This window comes from Nostocoides sp. (assembly GCF_037045025.1).
In the GTDB taxonomy this organism is placed as follows: Bacteria; Actinomycetota; Actinomycetes; order Actinomycetales; family Dermatophilaceae; genus Nostocoides_A.
Window position 1 is genome coordinate 52,994 of sequence record NZ_JBAOHM010000016.1, and the last position, 17,416, is coordinate 70,409.

Below are 17,416 nucleotides of genomic sequence, written 5' to 3' on the forward strand. Positions count from 1 at the left end.
TGACCGCCATGAAATTCAGCGTCCTTGATCCCGGCACGCCGCCGACGACGACGCCGCTCGCCTTCTTGATGTGGGGCGCGCGGCGGCAGTGGCGCACCCTGGTGGGCGGGATGGTCTGCGGAATCATCTGGATGACGGCGATCGCCTTGGTGCCGGGCGCGATCGGGCGGGGCATCGACGCCGGGCTGGTCCACGGCGACGACGGCGCCCTGCTGCGCTGGTCGCTGATCCTCGCCGGCCTCTCGCTCGTCATCGCGGTCTCCGGGGCGACCCGGCACTGGTTCGCCGTGCAGAACTGGCTCGACGGCGCCTTCCGCGTCGTCGTCGCTACCGATGCGGCGGTGACGACGCGCGGGCAGGAGATCGCCCGGCGCTTCCCGACCGGCGATGTCGTCGGCGTGACGACCACCGACATGGAGCGCGTCGGCCATGTGTATGACGTGTGGGCGCGCTTCTCGGGCGCGATCGTCAGCTATGTCGTGGTCGCCGTGCTGCTGCTGCGGGCCTCGGCCCCGACCGGCCTGGTGATCCTCATCGGCGCGCCGGTGCTGCTGGCCACGCTGTCGTTCATCATCAAACCGCTGCAGCGCCGCCAGGCGGCCCAGCGCGAGGAGTCCGGCCGGCTGACGACGCTCGGCACCGACACCGTCGCCGGGCTGCGGATCCTGCGCGGGATCGGCGGCGAGCGCGAGTTCGTCGGCCGGTATGCCGCGCAGAGCCAGCAGGTCCGCGCGGCCGGTGTTCGCGTGGCCGGCTATCAGGCGGCGCTGGACGCGAGCCAGACGCTGCTGCCCGGGTTGTTCGTGGTGTTGGTCGTCTGGACCGGCGCCCGGGCGGTGTTGTCGGGCGAGCTGAGCAGCGGTGAGCTGGTCGCGTTCTATGGGTATGCGACGTTCATGACCTTCCCGCTGCGCACCGTGACCGAGATGGTCGAGAAACTGATCCGCTATCGGGTCGCCGCCAACAAGATCATGGCGATCTTGCGGGTGCAGAGCGACCACATCGGCGCACCGGAATCGGCTCCGAGCGTGGCGACTTCGGCGGGCGCGGAGTCATCGAACGAGGCGGCGGTGGCTGCTCCGCTCGGCGAACTCGTCGACCCGGTCAGCGGGGCCCGCTTCGCCGGTGGGCGGTTGACCGCGGTGGTCAGCGCCCGGCCGGAGGAGTCGGTGGCGTTGGCGGGCCGGCTCGGTCGCCTCGGCGAGGAGGTGAGCGCGGCGACCCTCGGTGGCCAGGCACTGGCCGGGCTGCGGATCGAGTTGGTGCGCAGCACAATTGTCGTCAACGACCCCGAGGCACGGCTGTTCAGCGGGACCTTGCGGTCCGAGCTGCAGGCCGGGCGGGCGATCGGCGACGACACCCTGCTCCGGGCCCTGGAGGTGGCGAGCGCGACGGACATCCTCGACTCGCTCGCCGAGGGACTGGACGCGCCGATCGAGGAGAAGGGCCGCGGCTTCTCCGGCGGACAGCGCCAGCGGATCGGGCTCGCCCGGGCGCTGGCGATCGATCCGTCGGTGCTGGTCCTGTTGGAGCCGACGAGCGCGGTGGACGCGCACACCGAGGCGCGCATCGGGGCGGCGCTGGCGGCATACCGGCGTGGGCGGACGACCGTCGTCGCGACGGTCAGCCCGCTGGTGTTGCAGCACACCGATTCCGTTGTGCTGCTCCAGGAAGGACGGGCCATGGCGAGCGGCACGCACGCCGAGTTGCTGGCCGGCAACACGGCATACCGAAACATCGTGATCCGAGGAGGTGACGAGCAATGACCGACACACTGACCCAGCGCACGCGCGTCCAGCGAGAGGTGCGTGAGCCGGAGAAGCCGCGGCGGCGGCATACGAGACCGACTGTGGAACAGACCGATCCGTTGCGACGGACATTGCCCGTTGCCGAACCGGCCGCGGTGTGGACGCACACCAAGAAGCTGCTGAGTCACCACCGCGGCCAGCTCGGCGCGGTCGTCGTGCTGCACGCGCTCGCGGCGATCGCCTCGCTCGTGCTGCCGTGGCTGATCGGCGGACTCGTCGACGACCTCGCGCGTGGGACGACGGTCGGTCATGTCGACCGGCTGGTCGGGTTGCTCCTCGTCGCGGTGCTCGCGCAGACCGGGCTGACCTGGTGGGCGCGGCGAGCGAGTTTTGTCTTCGGCGAGAGCATCTTTGCCGACATGCGGGAGCGCTTCGTCGATCGCGCGTGCCGGCTGCCGCTGTCCGCACTGGAACGCGCGGGCACGGGCGACCTCGTGGCGCGGACGACGAACGACGTCGAATCCCTCTCCTGGGCAGCGCGGTTCGGGCTGCCGTCGATCTTCGTCGCGGCGGTGACCGTTGTGTTGACGATTGGCGCGACCGTATGGGTCTCGCCGCTGGGCAGCCTGGCGCTGCTCGCGGCCCTGCCCTTCGTGGTCCCGTCGACGCGGTGGTATTTGCGGCGCGCCCGCGACGGCTACCTCTGGGAGCGGGCGCAGTGGGCCGTGCTCAACGGTGTTGCGGCCGAGTCAGTCGAGGCGGCGCGCACGATCGACGCGCTGGGGCTGGGGCGGCAGCGGCATGCGCGGCTGGTCGATGCCGTGCGAGGGGCTTATCGGGCGGAGTACTACACCCGCTGGCTGCGGATGTGGTGGTTCGTGCCGACCGAGTTCTCGTATGTCGTTCCTGTCGCCGCCGCGCTGCTGTGGTGCGGCTGGCTGGTGAACGACGGGTCGCTGACGATCGGCGCGGCGACCACGGTGATCCTCTATCTGCGCCAGCTGATCGATCCGTTCGATGAGTTGGTGTCGTGGCTGGACGAGATCCAGGTCGCGGCGACGTCGATGGCCCGGATCATCGGCATCGAGGAGGTGCCGGACGACCGGGTCGCCAGCGGTGCGGTCCCGGACGGCGACGACATCGAGGCCCGCGGTGTGCGGTTCGGCTATCGGGCCGATCGTGAAGTCCTGCATGGGGTTTCGTTAGCGTTGCGGCCCGGTGAGCGGCTGGCGATCGTCGGCCCGTCGGGCGCCGGGAAGTCGACGCTCGGGCGGTTGCTCGCCGGGATCGACGGCCCGTCGTCCGGGTCGGTGACGGTCGGCGGCGTCGGCCTGATGGAGTTGCCGATGGACGTGCTGCGCGGCGAGGTGGCGCTGGTGACCCAGGAGCACCATGTGTTCGTGGGGACCTTGCGCGACAACCTGCTGCTCGCGCGCCCGTCGGCGTCCGAGGCCAAGCTGACGGCAGCGCTGGCGTCGGTGGACGCGGCCGAGTGGGCAGCGGCGTTGCCGGAGGGCCTGTCGACCGCGGTCGGATCGGGTGGACACGAGCTGACCCAGCCGCAGAGCCAGCAGTTGGCGCTCGCGCGTCTGGTGCTGGCCGATCCGCACACGTTGGTCCTGGACGAGGCGACGTCGCTGCTCGACCCGCGCGCGGCCCGGCACTTGGAGCGCTCGCTGGCCTCGGTGGTGCGGGGCCGCACGGTCGTCGCGATCGCGCACCGGCTGCATACGGCCCACGACGCCGACCGGGTGGCTGTGATCGAGGACGGCCGGATCAGCGAACTCGGCTCGCACGATCAGCTGCTCGCCGCCCGCGGCCCCTATGCCGCGCTTTGGCGTTCCTGGCGTGCGGAGGGGTAGCGCGGGGTTCGGGATCCCCGCGCCGTGGGCCAGGAACGCCGAGGCAGACAGTCAGCCGACCGCACCCATCAGCCTCTCGTAGGCGAGATAGAGAATCGGCATCGCCGCACATAGGGCCGCCCAGCCCGTGGCCGGCCCCAGCCAGGTCATCGTCGGCTGCAAGAAGCCCAGCCCGAGGAACAGGATGACGAAGAACAGGAACAGGAAGGCAAGCTCGATCGCGACGAGCTTCTTCTTGATCGCCGGGAGGGCCAGCAAGACGACCGGAACGAGCAGGACCAGGACATACCACCCCTTGGCGTCGGCGGTCGCGACCTTCTCGGGGTTGGCGTTGAGCAGGAGGAAGTAGCCGATCAGCCAGATCCCGAACAACCCGAGCAGGTTGCCGATGTAGGCGTCGCCCCTGCTGTGCTCGAGCAGCGAGACGATGCTCTGGTAGACGCCGGCGATCAGCAGCCCGTAGAGCAACGCCCCACGGGCATGGTGGTTGAGGACGTCAACCACGAAGACATACAACAGTGCCATCCCGAAGGTCATCAACGCGGCGGCACCGGGGTCGCTCATGCGGGTCGGGGCCGGCTGGACTTGTTCGCTCATCGCTAACTCCTGTCGTCTGGGGCCACGACGCTGACGGCCCCAACGGGCGTGCACCCGACACCCCCGCCGTGCCCAGGGTCGGTGTCCGGCACGGCTGGAGTCGGGTAGAGTCGGCGGGCCGGTCAGCCTGCCTCAGCATCATTCAAGCACTCAGGCCGCGACCCGGATAGGCGAACTGCGGGCCGCTCTCCCGAACCCGCCGCCCGTGACCTCGCCGTTCGCCTCGACACGGACGCCGCGGGCAGGTGTCATGTGATCGAGAGCACAGCCGGGCGCTAGCGGACGGCGACGTCCAGCCGCACGTAGGCGCCGCCCTGCGGCGGCCGCCGCTCGGACTCGCCCTTGCGCGGCCACAGGGACAGGGCGCGCTCGGCCTGGGCGGTGATTGTCAGCGACGGGTTGACGCCGAGGTTGGCCGAGATTGCGGCGCCATCGGTGATGTGCAGTCCGGGGTAGCCCCAGACCCGGTGATAGGGGTCGATGACGCCCTCGTCAGGGGTGGCGCCAATCACTGCGCCGCCGAGGAAGTGCGCGGTCAACGGGAAGCCCAGGTTCTCGGCCCAGTTGCCGCCGGCGGTCGCCGCCTGGCCGGTATGCCGCTGCAGCGCCGCCGCCAGCGCGCGGGCGGCCGCGTGCCCGGCGGGGATCCACGACGGGTTCGGCTCGCCGTGCCCCTGGCGCGAGGTCAGCCGCACGCCACGAGTGAGCCGGCGCGGCTTGCCTGAGACCGTCAGCGAGTTGTCTCGGGTTTGCATCACCAACGCGATGATCGTGCGCTGCGACCACTTGCGCACCCGGAACTCCTTGAGCCGAGAGGGATCCCGCCGGATCTGCCGCGCCAGCTCCCCCAGCCGAGTCCGCCCGGTGTCCCCCGGGATGAGCAAGCTGGTGAGCAGCCCCATGGAATTCGACCCGCGGCCATAGCGCACATTCTCGACGTGGGTCTCGGCGTCGGGATGGAAGGAGGAGGTGATCGCGATCCCCTCGCTCAGGTCCGCGCCGGGCTCGACGCGCGGCAGGTTCGCCCCGAGCAGGGCCTCGGAGTTGGTCCGGGTCAGCTCTCCCAGCCGGGACGACAGCCGCGGCAGCCGCCCGGTTGCCTTCAGCCCGTGCAACAACTGCTGCGTCCCCCACGTCCCGGCAGCGATGACGACCTCACCGGCCACCACCGTGCGCCGATCACGCCGCACCCAGGCGCCGCTGCGCTCACTGACGATTTCGTATGCCGTCGGCCCACCCCCGCCGGCATCCACCGGTCTCAGGTCGACGACGGTCCGCAATGGCTCGATGACCACGCCGAGCCGCTCGGCGAGCGCCAGGTAGTTCTTCACCAGCGTGTTCTTGGCGCCGACCCGGCAGCCGACCATGCAGTTGCCGCACAGCGTGCACCCGGTGCGCTCCGGCCCGGCACCGTCGAAGTACGGATCTGGCTGCGTCACACCGGGTTTTCCGAAGTAGACCCCAACCGGCGTCTTGCGGAAGCTCGCTCCGACGCCCATCGCGTCCGCCGCCGACCGCATCGCCTCCTCGGCCGGTCCCTCGACCTCGTTGACGACGACCCCGAGCATCCGCGAAGCGGTCGCATAGTGCGGCGCGAGTTCGTCTTCCCAGTCGGTGATCCCGGCCCACTGGTGATCCTCGAAGAACGCCTTGGGCGGCACATACAGCGTGTTCGCGTAATTGAGGGACCCGCCGCCAACTCCAGCTCCGGCCAACAACATCACGTCAGGGAGCTTGTGAATCCGCTGCACGCCAAAGCATTTCAGCTTCGGCGCCCACAGATATCGCCGCACATCCCAGTTCGTCTTCGCGAAGTCGTCGTCCGCGAACCGTGCCCCGGCCTCCAGCACAAGCACGCGGTAGCCCTTTTCCGCCGCCCGCAGCGCCGCCACAGAGCCACCGAAGCCGGAGCCGACGACCACCACGTCGTAGTCGGTTTTCATTGCAGCCGAAGACCTTTCATCACCTTAAGGGCACCCGTAAGTGCGCGGGCGAACTTCTCGTCGGACAGACCCATCACCGGCGCGATCGGAAGCACACGCTGCGCGGTGACATTCTGCGACTCGGTGAACCGCAAGATCCCCTCCTGCCCGTGTCGCCGCCCGATGCCGCTCGCCTTCATGCCACCCATCGGGGCAGCGACACTGCCCCAGGCCGCGGCATACGCCTCATTGATATTGACTGTGCCCGTGCGGATTTGGGCAGCGACACGTCGCCCTCGCGCGAGATCTCGGGTCCACACAGACGCATTCAGCCCGAATGCCGTGTCGTTCGCCAGCGCGACCGCCGCCGCGTCATCGACGACGCGATAGAGCGCGACGACCGGGCCGAAGGTCTCCTCATCGCGGCAGGCCATCTCGGGGGTGACTCCCTCCAGGATGGTCGGCTCATAGACATAGGGGCCCAGATCGGGTCGTCCCTGCCCGCCGACGAGGACCGTCGCTCCCTTGGCCCGGGCGTCGGCCACGTGGGCCTCGACCGCCGCCAGCTGGTCGGCCGAGGCGAGCGAGCCGAGGTCATAGCCCCAGTGCAGGCCGGTCCCGAGCCGCAGCGCTCGGACGGCGGCGACGAACCGGGGGACGAACGCGGCATACACATCGGCATGGACGAGCACACGCTCGGTCGAGATGCACAGCTGCCCGGCCGAGGAGAAGCACGCCCGGATCACGCCCGGGATCGCCTTGTCGAGGTCGGCGTCGTCGGCGACGTATACGGCGTTCTTGCCGCCGAGCTCGAGGGAGGCGCCGATCAACCGCTCCCCCGCCGCCGCGGCGACCCGGCGCCCGGTCGGCGTCGACCCGGTGAAACAGGCGTAGTCGGCCCGGCCCAGCACCGCCGCACCGATGCTCGACCCGCTGCCGAGGACGACCTGGAACACCCCGGCCGGCAGCCCCACCTCGCGCAGCAGCTCCACCCCGGCGAGCGCGGTGAGCGGGCTCTGCAAATCGGGCCGCAGCACAACGCAATTACCGGCCATCAGCGCAGCGAGCGCGTCGGTGATCGACAGGCTGAGCGGATAATTCCACGGCGAGACGATGCCGACGACGCCCTTGGGGATGCGCGCCTCGACGACCTGACTCAGCACCGGGAAGACTCCCCGCCGGCGCCGGGGCGCGAGCGTGCGGCGGGCCGTCGCGGCATAATGCCGGGCGACGATCGCGACGTCGGCGACCTCCTCGAAGGCATGCAGCCGGGCCTTGCCCGACTCCAGCTGGACCAGGTCGAGCAGCTGCGGCTGCCGCGCCAGGACCAGGTCGTGGAAGCGCCGCAGGATCGCGCCCTTCTCGGCGAGCGGGCGCGCGGCCCACGCGGGCTGGGCGGCGCGGGCCGCGGCATACGCGCTGTCGACGTCTTCGAGGGTGGACAGGCGCAGAGTCGCGATCACCGCTCCGGTCATCGGCGTGGTCACCTCGCGCCGCTCGCTGGAGGTCGCACGGGCCTGACGCGTCAGGCGGGCAACGATTTCGGGCGCAAGCGCCGGGCGCGCCACGGCCGGTGCATCGGTCAGCGGAGAAGCAGTCACTACCTAACGGTAACGACGCTGTCCAGTCCTCGGCACGGTCGCCCATCGGCGCGAGCGGTGGCGGTGGTCACACGGGGTGCCAGGAAACCGGCTAAGGACCGACGGCGCACATCTAAGGGCCTTGCCCGATGGCACACATCCGTGGCGAGAGCACGGTTGGTCCATCGTGCCCAGCCAGAACCGGCGGGCCCCACCAGGAAGGAACACGCATGCGCATCACCTCCTCGACCATTGCCGCAACCGTCACCGGCGTCGGTCTCGGCCTCACGCTCGCCTCCAGCGGCGCGGGCTCGGCGCTGACCGCGCGGGCCCCCGTCGGCAAGACGTTCACGATGGTCCGCTCCACCGGCACCCCCGCGGCCTGCCTGCCGCAGGCCAAGGCGATCGTCACCGTCACCAAGCAGGGGGCAACCGAGAAGATGGTGGTCAAGGCCACCGGGCTGCGCCCCAACAGCGACTACGACCTGTTCGTCATCCAGGTCCCCGACGCGCCGTTTGGCCTCTCCTGGTATCAGAGCGACCTGCACGCCGATGCCTGGGGCAAGGGCCAGGTGACGGTTGTCGGACGCTTCAACAAGGAGACGTTCTCGGTGGCGCCGGGAAGCGCTCCGGCTCCGGTCAGCCACGGCGGCGACGCGGCGACCAACCCGGCGACGGCACCGGTCCACCAATTCCACCTTGGCCTGTGGTTCAACTCCCCCGCCACTGCCGCGGCAGCCGGCTGCGCGGCGAATGTCACGCCGTTCAACGGCGATCACAACGCCGGCGTGCAGATCCTCAGCACACGCAACTTCCCAGCCGCGGCGGGCCCGCTGAAGTCGATCCCGTAACGGGGCTGCGGGTGGGCACGACGTCCGGTCGAGCCGTGCCCACCCGCATCACCTCAACCAGCCAACATCTGCTTCATCTGGTCGATCTCGGCCTGCTGGCCGGCGATGATCGCCTCGGCGAGGGCCTTCGCGACCCACTCAACTGGCGCAAGCGCGCTCTCGCGGGCGGCGCCCGAGTGCGCAGCATCGTGGGGAGGTACTTGTCCGCAACGGCCGAGGCGCCACGCGGGTGCGCAAGCGCGGAGGCGGTTCCCGGCACGGCCGGGTGAGCGGACTGGCCGCAGCATACCGAAGACCATAACGCTGAGGTCTGCATGTTTGGCTGAGGTCGTACTACCGGTAGTACGACCTCAGCCAAACATGCAGACCTCAGCGCGTGGTGGTGGGGTGGTGGGGGGAGACGATGACGTCGATGCGCTGGAACTCCTTGGGCTCCAGGTAGCCGGTGGTGGCCATGGCCCGGCGCAGGGCGCCCATCAGGTTGGTCGTGCCGTCCGAGCCGCTGCTCGGGCCATAGAGGATCTGTTCCATGGTGCCGGCCGCGCCGACCGCGACCCGCTCGCCGCGGGGCAGCTCGGGATGGTGCGCCTCCGGGCCCCAGTGGTAGCCGCGACCGGGGGCATCGCTCGCCCGCGCCAACGCCGCGCCGAGCATCACCGCATCGGCGCCGCAGGCGATCGCCTTGACAATGTCGCCGCTCTCCCCCATCCCGCCGTCGGGGATGACGTGGACATAGCGTCCGCCGGATTCGTCGAGATAGTCCCGCCGGGCCGCCGCGACATCGGCGACCGCCGAGGCCATCGGCACATGGATGCCGAGGGTGGCCCGGGTCGTATGCGCCGCGCCACCGCCGAAGCCGACGAGGACACCCGCCGCCCCGGTGCGCATCAGGTGCAGGGCGGGCGTGTAGTTCGCGACGCCGCCGACGATCACCGGCACGTCCAGCTCATAAATGAACCGTTTGAGGTTGAGCGGCTCGGCGCGGCTGGAGACGTGCTCCGCCGAGACCGTCGTCCCCCGGATGACGAAGAGGTCCACGCCGGAGTCGAGCACATACTTGGCAAACTGCGCGGTCCGCTGCGGTGACAACGCTCCCGCTACGGTCACCCCGGAGGCCCGGACCTCGCGGATGCGCTCGACGATCAGCTCCGGCTGGATCTCCTCGCGATAGATCTGCTGCATCCGCGCGGTCGCCAAGGCGGGGTCGAGCGAGGCGATCTCGGCGAGCAGCGGCTCGGGATCGGCATACCGGGTCCACAGGCCCTCGAGGTCGAGCACCGGCATCCCGCCGAGCCGGCCGAAGGCGATCGCGCTCGCCGGCGACATCACCGAGTCCATCGGCGCCGCGAGGACCGGGATGTCGAAGTGGTAGGCGTCGATCTGCCAGCCGAGCGAGACATCCTCGGGGTCACGGGTGCGCCGGGAGGGGACGACCGCGATGTCGTCGAAGGAGTAGGCCCGCCGCCCGCGCTTGCCCCGGCCGATCTCGATCTCGTTCACGCGGGCAAGGTTAACGGCCGCGGTAGTTGGGCGCCTCGGCGACCATCTGCACGTCGTGCGGGTGGGACTCGCGCAGCCCGGCGGTGGTGATCCGGATGAACCGGCCCTTGGCCTGCAACTCGGGAATCGTCGCCGCCCCGACATAGAACATCGACTGCGCCAGCCCGCCGATCAGCTGGTGAGCCACGGCCGCGACCGGGCCGCGGTAGGCGACCTGGCCCTCGATCCCCTCGGGCACGATCAGGTCGTCGCTCGGGACATCCGCCTGGAAGTAGCGGTCCTTTGAATAAGACTTCTTGCCGCGAGAGGACATCGCCGCAATTGAGCCCATTCCGCGATAAGACTTGAATTGCTTCCCCTGGATATAAACGGTCTCCCCCGGGGTCTCCTCACAGCCGGCAAAAAGCGACCCGATCATCACCGAGTCGGCGCCGGCGACAAGGGCCTTGGCGATATCGCCGGAGTATTGCAGCCCACCGTCGCCGATGACCGGGACGCCGGCGGGCTTGCAGGCGCGAGCGGCATACGAGATGGCGGAGATCTGCGGCACACCGACCCCGGCGACCACGCGGGTGGTGCAGATCGAGCCCGGGCCGACACCCACCTTGACGGCGTCGATGCCGGCGTCGACGAGCGCCTGCGCGGCGGCGGTCGTCGCGATATTGCCGCCGATCAGCTGCACGTGCCGGGTCGCCGGATCCCGCTTGAGCCGCCGGATCATGTCGAGCAGCAGCTGGGCGTGTCCGTGGGCGGTGTCGACCACGAGGACATCCACGCCGGCGTCGACCAGCGTGCCCGCCCGCTCCCAAGCGTCCCCGAAGAAGCCGACCGCGGCCGCGACCATCAACCGCCCGGAGCCGTCCTTAGAGGCCTGCGGGAACTGCTCGTTCTTGACGAAATCCTTGACGGTGATCAGCCCGGCCAGCCGGCCCTCCGGGTCGACCAGCGGCAGCCGCTCGCGCTTGTTCTGGCGCAACAGCGCGATCGCCTCGTCGCGGCCGATGCCTTCGGGAGCGGTGAACAGCGGCATCGGGGTCATCACCTCGGCCACCTTGGTCGTGGCCCATTCGGCCACCGGAGTGAACCGCAGGTCGCGGTTGGTGATGATGCCGAGCAGCTCGTTGTCGACGCCGACGACCGGGAGGCCGGAGACCCGGTATTGCCCGCACACCGAGTCGAGATCCTCCAAGGTGGCATCGGGGCCGATCGTGATCGGGTTGGAGATCATCCCGGTCTGGGTGCGTTTGACCAGGTCGACCTGGTATGCCTGATCGGCGATCGACAGATTGCGGTGCAGCACCCCCAGGCCGCCGTGGCGGGCCATCGCGATCGCCATCCGCGCCTCGGTGACGGTGTCCATCGCCGCGGAGAGCAGGGGCACCCGCAAGCTCCGTTCGCGGGTCAGGCGGGTCGTCGTGTCGACCTCGCTGGGAATGATGTCGGACTCCCCCGGCAGGAGCAGCACATCGTCGTAGGTCAGCCCAACCTCGGGCGCGGCGTTCTGGTCCTGGGCGGAACCGGTCGTCATTGGCCGATTCTACGGGGGGAGCGAGCGGGCCACGGGACACCGGCCGGCGCGATGCCCGTCACCACGCTGACGGACGCCACCGGGCTTCTTGACCATTCCTTGAATCAATCCTTACCAGACATTTGCCCAACGGCACGCAAACGGGCCGTAGCCTCACGCTGAAGTAAGTCCGGTACTCCCAGCAGCTCCGGCGTTTCAGAGAAGGGGGGACCTCCGCATGACCGAGGTATCCGCGCATATCCCACTGGCAGCCGCATGGGAATGGCAGTTCGACGGCCTATGCCGCGGGATGAACCCCGAGATGTTCTTCCACCCCGAAGGCGAGCGCGGTTCGGCCCGCCGGCTGCGCGACCACGCGGCCAAGGAGGTCTGCGAGCGCTGCCCGGTGCTCCTGGAGTGCCGCAGCCACGCCCTGACCGTCCGCGAGCCCTATGGCGTCTGGGGCGGCATGAGCGAGGACGACCGCCTCGCCCACTACGAGGTCGCCACGGCCTCGTAACACGCGACCCATCGGCCATCGGCTGGGATCGTGAAGGTCAACGGCTGCCAGGGCGACCGTTGACCTTCACGATCCGTCGCTAGCTCACGTGCCGACGCGCCAGATGCCGCGGCCGTGGGTGCCGACGACCGCAGCGTTGGCACCCGGCACCGGGCGAACGCTCACGGCGGCCGAATTGGTCAGGCCGGGAACGCGGCGCCACATCGCCGGATCCGACTGCTTGGCGATGAACACGCCGACATCGGTGCCCAGGTAGAGGTTGCCGCTGACCATGGCTACGCCATTGCCGGGGGCGTCGGGCAGATTGCCGGTGATGTTGCGCCAGGTCCGGCCGCCATTCGTCGATTCGAAGATCACGCCGGTACCGCCGCCGGGGATCCACCGGCGCGAGTAGCCGTTGAACACGGCATACACGTGGGCGGGGTTCGCCGGATCGACGGTGAGCCCGGCGATGAACCGGTTGGGCAGGTTCGATGCGACAACCCGGTGCCAGTGGCCCCCGTAGTTGGTGTCGATTCCGGTCGCAAAGGTCGGGCCGGGGTTGCCGCTGGAGTCGACCCACGCGGCATACGTCACCGCGCCGTTGGCCGCCAGCGCGGTGCCGAGCCGGGGCCCGCCGGCGGCATCGGTGCCGAAGGTGTGGACGGCCTTCCAGTCACAGGTGGCACCGAGGCAATTCGTGTTCCAGCCCTTGGTGGTGCGCCACACCCGGCTGCCCGCCGCGACCCAGGTGTTGGTGTTGCGGACATCGGCCTGGAAGGGCGCGATGAAGCGTGCGGCCGGGTCGCAGTCGGCGCCGGTGTAACCATTGCCGCAGACCGGCGAGACGTTCGTGAAGGAGTGGCCGCCGTCGCTGGTGCGGTACATCAGCAGGCCGACATATTCACCGACCGCGCGCTGGGCATTGGCCGGATCCACAAGGACCGTGCCGCCGTCGCCGCCGGCTGGCTCGACGTTGATCTTGCCCGGACGCAGCAACGTGGTCCCGTTGTCCTGCAGCCCGCCCCAGTATGCCGTTCCACCGGCACCCCAGTTGCCCGCCGCGGCGTCGTAGTACTGCAGGGTATGCAGGCTGTTGTTCAGGGAGGTCCAGGCGCCGTAGCCACGGTGGCTCATCGGCCGCGAGTAGACGCCCCCGTCGTTGCCGACCACGACCGTGCTGCCGTGCAGGGCGATCGCGTGCTGGTCCGGGTGGGTCGTCTTGGGGCAGTTGGCGCCGCAGGCGAGGCCATAATTCCAGTAGGGGCTGATCGTGCTCCAGGTCCGGCCGCCGTCACGGGTCTCGTAGACCTCCTCCAGGCCGGCATACACATGCTTGGCGTCGGCGGGGTCGACGAGCAGGAACTGGTTGTACCAGGCCTGCACGCCGGGGTGATAGCCGTCGAAGGTCAGCGCCGATCCACTGTTCATCAGCGCGTTCGCTCCGGCCACCTTGTGCCAGGGCCCGGCCGGTGAGCCGTCGTCGGAGACATAGATGCCCCGCAGCATGCTGTCCTCGCCGGCCGCGAGCATCTCCGGGGACTGCACCATCGCATACAGCCGATTGCCGTTGGCACTGACCGCGAATGTGGTCCGGCCGATGTCGCCACCGTCGATATCGCCGGTGAGCCGGATCTTGCGGAAGCTGCCGGCCGCGCCCGCGCTGTTGGAAACATAGAACCCGTTGTAGTCCGTCCCGTTGCGCCAGCCGAGCGCGGCGATGACCTGCCGGCCACCGCCCCGGACGACGACGTCGGTGATGAACGAGGTGTTGTATGGCGAGTTGGTCGGGTTGGGGTCGGGCTTGAGGATCCGCTTCCACGCCCCGGCCGACGACGTGCTCGAGTGCCGGTAGAGGCCCTGGCTGGTGGCGGCATACATCGTCCCGTGGCCGTCGTCGAGCAGCCGGAAGACCAGGTGGCTCATCAGCTCGTTGCCGCCGACTCGCTGGAAGCTGCCGCCCGCGTTCGTCGACCGGTAGACACCGACGCCCTGGTAGGAATCGGAACTCGTGTTGGCCTCACCGGTGCCGACCCAGATGCCGCGGTCCTTGGCCACGGTGATGGCTCCGATGGACAGCGTCGGCATGTGCTCCCAGATCGCGGCCCAGTGCCGGCCGCCGTCGGTGGACTTCCACACGCCGCCGTCAGCGGCTCCGGCGTAGTACGCGCCGCGGTCCACCGCGAGCGCGGTCATCCGTCCGGCGATGAGCTGGAACCCCGAGCCGGCGTTCGACCAGGCGGGGTCGGTGTAGCCGGGTGGCTCGCCCTGGGTCGGAACATCGGTGATTTCCGATGCTCGTGCCTGAGCCGCGGGCATCGCGGCCGCCTGGGCCCGCGCCGCCACCAGGGCAGCGGCCGACACCGAGTCGGCCGGGAGGCTGCGCTGCTCGGCGTACTGCTCGGCCATCTCGGCGACTTCCATCGGGTCTTCGCCCTCGTCGCCGTCGCGGGCGGCCGGGTTGGGGAGCTGGCGGGTCTGCAGCTGCGCCCATTGGGGAGCCGGCGGCGCCTTGGCTGCCGGGTCCGCGGCGGCGCCCGCGGTTCCGGCCATGGCAGCGATTGTGGCTAGCGCCGCCAGGCGCGCTATCCGGGACGTATTCATGTGTCCTCCATCGACCGAGCGCCGGACGATCCAGCGACCAATCGGCCACCGCAAATCTCCCACCACACAATGAGGTTGGCAAGGATCCCGGTGGGTGAATCGTCCACACCGAATGGCCACCGGGCGCGGCATCAGCGCCGGGAGCGCCATCCCCGCGCAAGCGCGTCGCGCCAGCGGGGGACATGAATCCCTGCCGAGCCATCACCGCGCGGGCCTTGCTGCCGGTGACATAGATCCCGACGATCCCAATCACATAAAGCGGGAGCTGCACCGCCATCGCCAGCCGGAAGTCGGCGAGCGCGGCCGGGCCAGCACCATACGACAATCCACGGGATCAACGAGCACGCCACCGTCGCGAACACGAGATTGCTGCGCCGCAACGGATGTCGGCCGGTGAGGTGCCCGAGCATAGGGAAAGCCCCAGAACATCGCGAACACCATCGTCGGAAAGCAGGCGCTCCAATGCCTCCACATGCCCAACCGGGTCCCGGAATGGCGCCACGCCGTGACGACCGAACCGCGGATCTGTTCCCACCCGCGCGTTGTGCGGCTCGGCGGCGTTCCGCGGGGACAATCCCGCAGTAGAACGAGTGCGCTCATCGTGTAGGTCTCTGGCTGCCAGAGCGACCAGAGACCTACACGATCCGGACAAGCGACGCGCCAGCGGACCGGACACGAGGAGTAAACAACCAGCGCGGCACCCGACCCGACCCGAGCGCAACACTGCGGATCCGACGACGATGGCCCCGTGTGGACCGCGCCAGCGGACCACACGGGGCCATGAGGAGTCGGATCAAATAGACGTCAGTGCCCGTGGCCGTGGCCGGCCGCGGGAGCTGCGGGCTCCTCTTCCTTCTTTTCGACGACGAGGGTGTCGGTGGTCAAGACCATCGAGGCGATCGACGCGGCGTTGCGCAGCGCCGAGCGGGTGACCTTGACCGGGTCGACGACGCCGGCCTTGACCAGGTCCTCGTAGTCGCCGGTGGCGGCGTTCAGGCCCTGGCCGATCGGCAGGTCGACGACCTTGGAGACGGCGACGTAGCCTTCCATACCGGCGTTCTCGGCGATCCAGCGCAGCGGCTCGGCGGCGGCCTTGCGCACGATGTTGGCGCCGGTGAGTTCGTCGCCGGTCAGGCCGAGGTCGTCGAGCGCGGGGAGCGCGTGGACGAGGGCGGTGCCGCCGCCGGCGACGATGCCCTCCTCGATCGCGGCGCGGGTGGCCGAGATCGCGTCCTCGATGCGGTGCTTCTTTTCCTTCAGCTCCACCTCGGTGTGGGCGCCGACCTTGATCACGCAGACGCCGCCGGCGAGCTTGGCGAGGCGCTCTTGGAGCTTTTCGCGGTCCCAGTCGGAGTCGGTGTTCTCGATCTCGGCCTTGATCTGATTGATCCGGCCGGTCACGTCGTCGGCGTTGCCGGAGCCGTCGACGATCGTGGTCGTGTCCTTGGTGACGACGACGCGGCGGGCCTGGCCGAGCAGCTCGAGCCCGGTCTGGTCGAGCTTGAGGCCGACCTCTTCGGCGATGACCTGGCCACCGGTGAGGATCGCCATGTCCTGCAGCATCGCCTTGCGGCGGTCGCCGAAGCCGGGCGCCTTGACGGCGACGGCGTTGAACGTGCCGCGCAGCTTATTGACGACCAGCGTGGACAGCGCCTCGCCGTCGACGTCCTCGGCGATGATGGCCAGCGGCTTGCCGGTCTTCATGACCTTTTCGAGGACCGGCAGCAGCTCGGCGATCGTGGAGATCTTGGCCTGGTGGATCAGGATGTAGGCGTCCTCGAGGACGGCCTCCATCCGCTCCGGGTCGGTGACGAAGTAGGGGCTGATGTAGCCCTTGTCGAACTGCATACCCTCGGTGAACTCCAGGACCGTCTCGGCCGTCGAGGACTCCTCGACGGTGATGACGCCGTCCTTGCCGACCTTGTCGAAGGCTTCGGCGATGATCTCGCCGATGGCCTCGTCCTGGGCGGACAGGGCGGCGACGGAGGCGATCTCCTCCTTGCCGCCGAGTTCCCGGGCGTTGTCGAGCAGGCGGGTGTTGAGTGCCTCGACGGCGGCGTCGATGCCGCGCTTGAGGCTGGAGGGGGCGGCGCCGGCCGCGACATTGCGCAGGCCTTCCTTGACCATCGCCTGGGCGAGGACGGTCGCGGTGGTGGTGCCATCACCGGCGATGTCGTTGGTCTTGGTGGCGACCTCCTTGGCGAGCTGGGCGCCGAGGTTCTCGTAGGGGTCCTCGAGCTCCACCTCACGGGCGATCGTCACGCCGTCGTTGGTGATCGTCGGGGCGCCCCACTTCTTGTCGATGACCACGTTGCGGCCCTTGGGGCCGAGGGTCACCTTGACGGCGTTCGCGAGCGCATCGACACCGCGCTCGAGTGAGTGCCGGGCGGAGTCGTTGAACTCCAATTGCTTAGCCATGGATGTCCTTCGTCCGTTAGGGGCTCGTCACTCGACGATGGCGAGCACGTCGCGGGCGGAGAGGATGAGGTATTCCTCGCCGCCGTGCTTGATCTCCGTGCCGCCGTACTTGCTGTAGATCACCCGGTCCCCGACCTTGATGTCGAGGGGGACGCGCTCGTCGCCGTCCTCGTTCCACCGGCCCGGACCGACCGCCATGACCTCGCCCTCCTGGGGCTTCTCCTTGGCCGTGTCCGGGATGACGAGGCCGGACGCCGTCGTCTGCTCGGCTTCGAGCGACTTGACGACGATGCGGTCTTCGAGCGGCTTGATGGCAACCGACACGATG

At 69.5% G+C, this 17,416-nt stretch carries 13 protein-coding genes; 5 read left to right on the forward strand and 8 right to left on the reverse strand.

Features of this window, described 5'->3' with window-relative positions; translation table 11 throughout:
* Positions 1–8 precede the first annotated feature (8 nt).
* Together V9G19_RS22775 and V9G19_RS22780 are read left to right on the forward strand one after the other, a co-directional pair.
* Positions 9–1,766 (forward strand): ABC transporter ATP-binding protein, encoded by a 1,758-nt coding sequence (locus V9G19_RS22775; RefSeq protein ID WP_462287678.1) that lies wholly within the window; start codon positions 9–11, stop codon positions 1,764–1,766.
* The gene (locus V9G19_RS22780) at positions 1,763–3,610 is read left to right on the forward strand and encodes an ABC transporter ATP-binding protein (protein ID WP_462287679.1); all 1,848 of its coding nucleotides are present in this window, start codon (positions 1,763–1,765) and stop codon (positions 3,608–3,610) included. The genes V9G19_RS22775 and V9G19_RS22780 overlap by 4 nt, the downstream gene beginning before the upstream one ends.
* A gap of 51 nt (positions 3,611–3,661) precedes the next feature.
* On the opposite strand, the gene V9G19_RS22785 is transcribed toward V9G19_RS22780, so the two are convergent.
* From V9G19_RS22785 to V9G19_RS22795, 3 genes are all read right to left on the reverse strand, one after another.
* The gene (locus tag V9G19_RS22785; protein WP_462287680.1) at positions 3,662–4,207 is read right to left on the reverse strand and encodes a hypothetical protein; all 546 of its coding nucleotides are present in this window, start codon (positions 4,205–4,207) and stop codon (positions 3,662–3,664) included.
* Between the two features lie 275 nt (positions 4,208–4,482).
* Entirely contained in the window at positions 4,483–6,150 is a 1,668-nt protein-coding gene (locus V9G19_RS22790) for a GMC oxidoreductase (RefSeq protein ID WP_462287681.1), read from the reverse strand.
* Positions 6,147–7,730 (reverse strand): succinic semialdehyde dehydrogenase, encoded by a 1,584-nt coding sequence (locus V9G19_RS22795; RefSeq protein WP_462287682.1) that lies wholly within the window; start codon positions 7,728–7,730, stop codon positions 6,147–6,149. Before V9G19_RS22795 ends, V9G19_RS22790 begins: the two co-directional genes overlap by 4 nt.
* Positions 7,731–7,939: 209 nt before the next feature.
* Here V9G19_RS22795 and V9G19_RS22800 point away from each other — a divergent pair, with 209 nt between their 5' ends.
* A complete protein-coding gene (locus tag V9G19_RS22800) occupies positions 7,940–8,560 on the forward strand; it encodes a hypothetical protein (RefSeq protein ID WP_462287683.1) in 621 nt (206 codons plus the stop codon).
* 35 nt (positions 8,561–8,595) lie between these two features.
* Entirely contained in the window at positions 8,596–8,829 is a 234-nt protein-coding gene (locus V9G19_RS22805; RefSeq protein WP_462287684.1) for a hypothetical protein, read from the forward strand.
* A 100-nt stretch (positions 8,830–8,929) separates the two neighbouring features.
* On the opposite strand, the gene V9G19_RS22810 is transcribed toward V9G19_RS22805, so the two are convergent.
* The gene (locus tag V9G19_RS22810; protein ID WP_462287685.1) at positions 8,930–10,060 is read right to left on the reverse strand and encodes a GuaB3 family IMP dehydrogenase-related protein; all 1,131 of its coding nucleotides are present in this window, start codon (positions 10,058–10,060) and stop codon (positions 8,930–8,932) included.
* Positions 10,061–10,070: 10 nt separating this feature from the next.
* Positions 10,071–11,588, reverse strand: coding sequence for an IMP dehydrogenase (guaB, locus tag V9G19_RS22815; RefSeq protein WP_462287686.1), 1,518 nt, complete (start codon positions 11,586–11,588; stop codon positions 10,071–10,073).
* A gap of 217 nt (positions 11,589–11,805) precedes the next feature.
* Between guaB and V9G19_RS22820 the strand changes: the two genes are divergently transcribed.
* Positions 11,806–12,087 carry a WhiB family transcriptional regulator gene (locus V9G19_RS22820; protein WP_462287687.1) on the forward strand — a complete coding sequence of 94 codons (282 nt, stop codon included), beginning with the start codon at positions 11,806–11,808 and terminating at the stop codon, positions 12,085–12,087.
* Positions 12,088–12,171: 84 nt separating this feature from the next.
* Here the strand turns inward: V9G19_RS22820 and V9G19_RS22825 are convergent, their stop codons facing one another.
* The 3 genes from V9G19_RS22825 to groES form a co-directional block, all read right to left on the reverse strand.
* Positions 12,172–14,619, reverse strand: coding sequence for a hypothetical protein (locus tag V9G19_RS22825; RefSeq protein ID WP_462287688.1), 2,448 nt, complete (start codon positions 14,617–14,619; stop codon positions 12,172–12,174).
* A gap of 855 nt (positions 14,620–15,474) precedes the next feature.
* Entirely contained in the window at positions 15,475–17,088 is a 1,614-nt protein-coding gene (groL, locus tag V9G19_RS22830; RefSeq protein ID WP_462287689.1) for a chaperonin GroEL, read from the reverse strand.
* Between the two features lie 27 nt (positions 17,089–17,115).
* Positions 17,116–17,412: a co-chaperone GroES gene (gene groES, locus V9G19_RS22835; protein WP_462287690.1), complete on the reverse strand. Its 297-nt coding sequence runs from the start codon at positions 17,410–17,412 to the stop codon at positions 17,116–17,118.
* Positions 17,413–17,416: the final 4 nt, after the last annotated feature.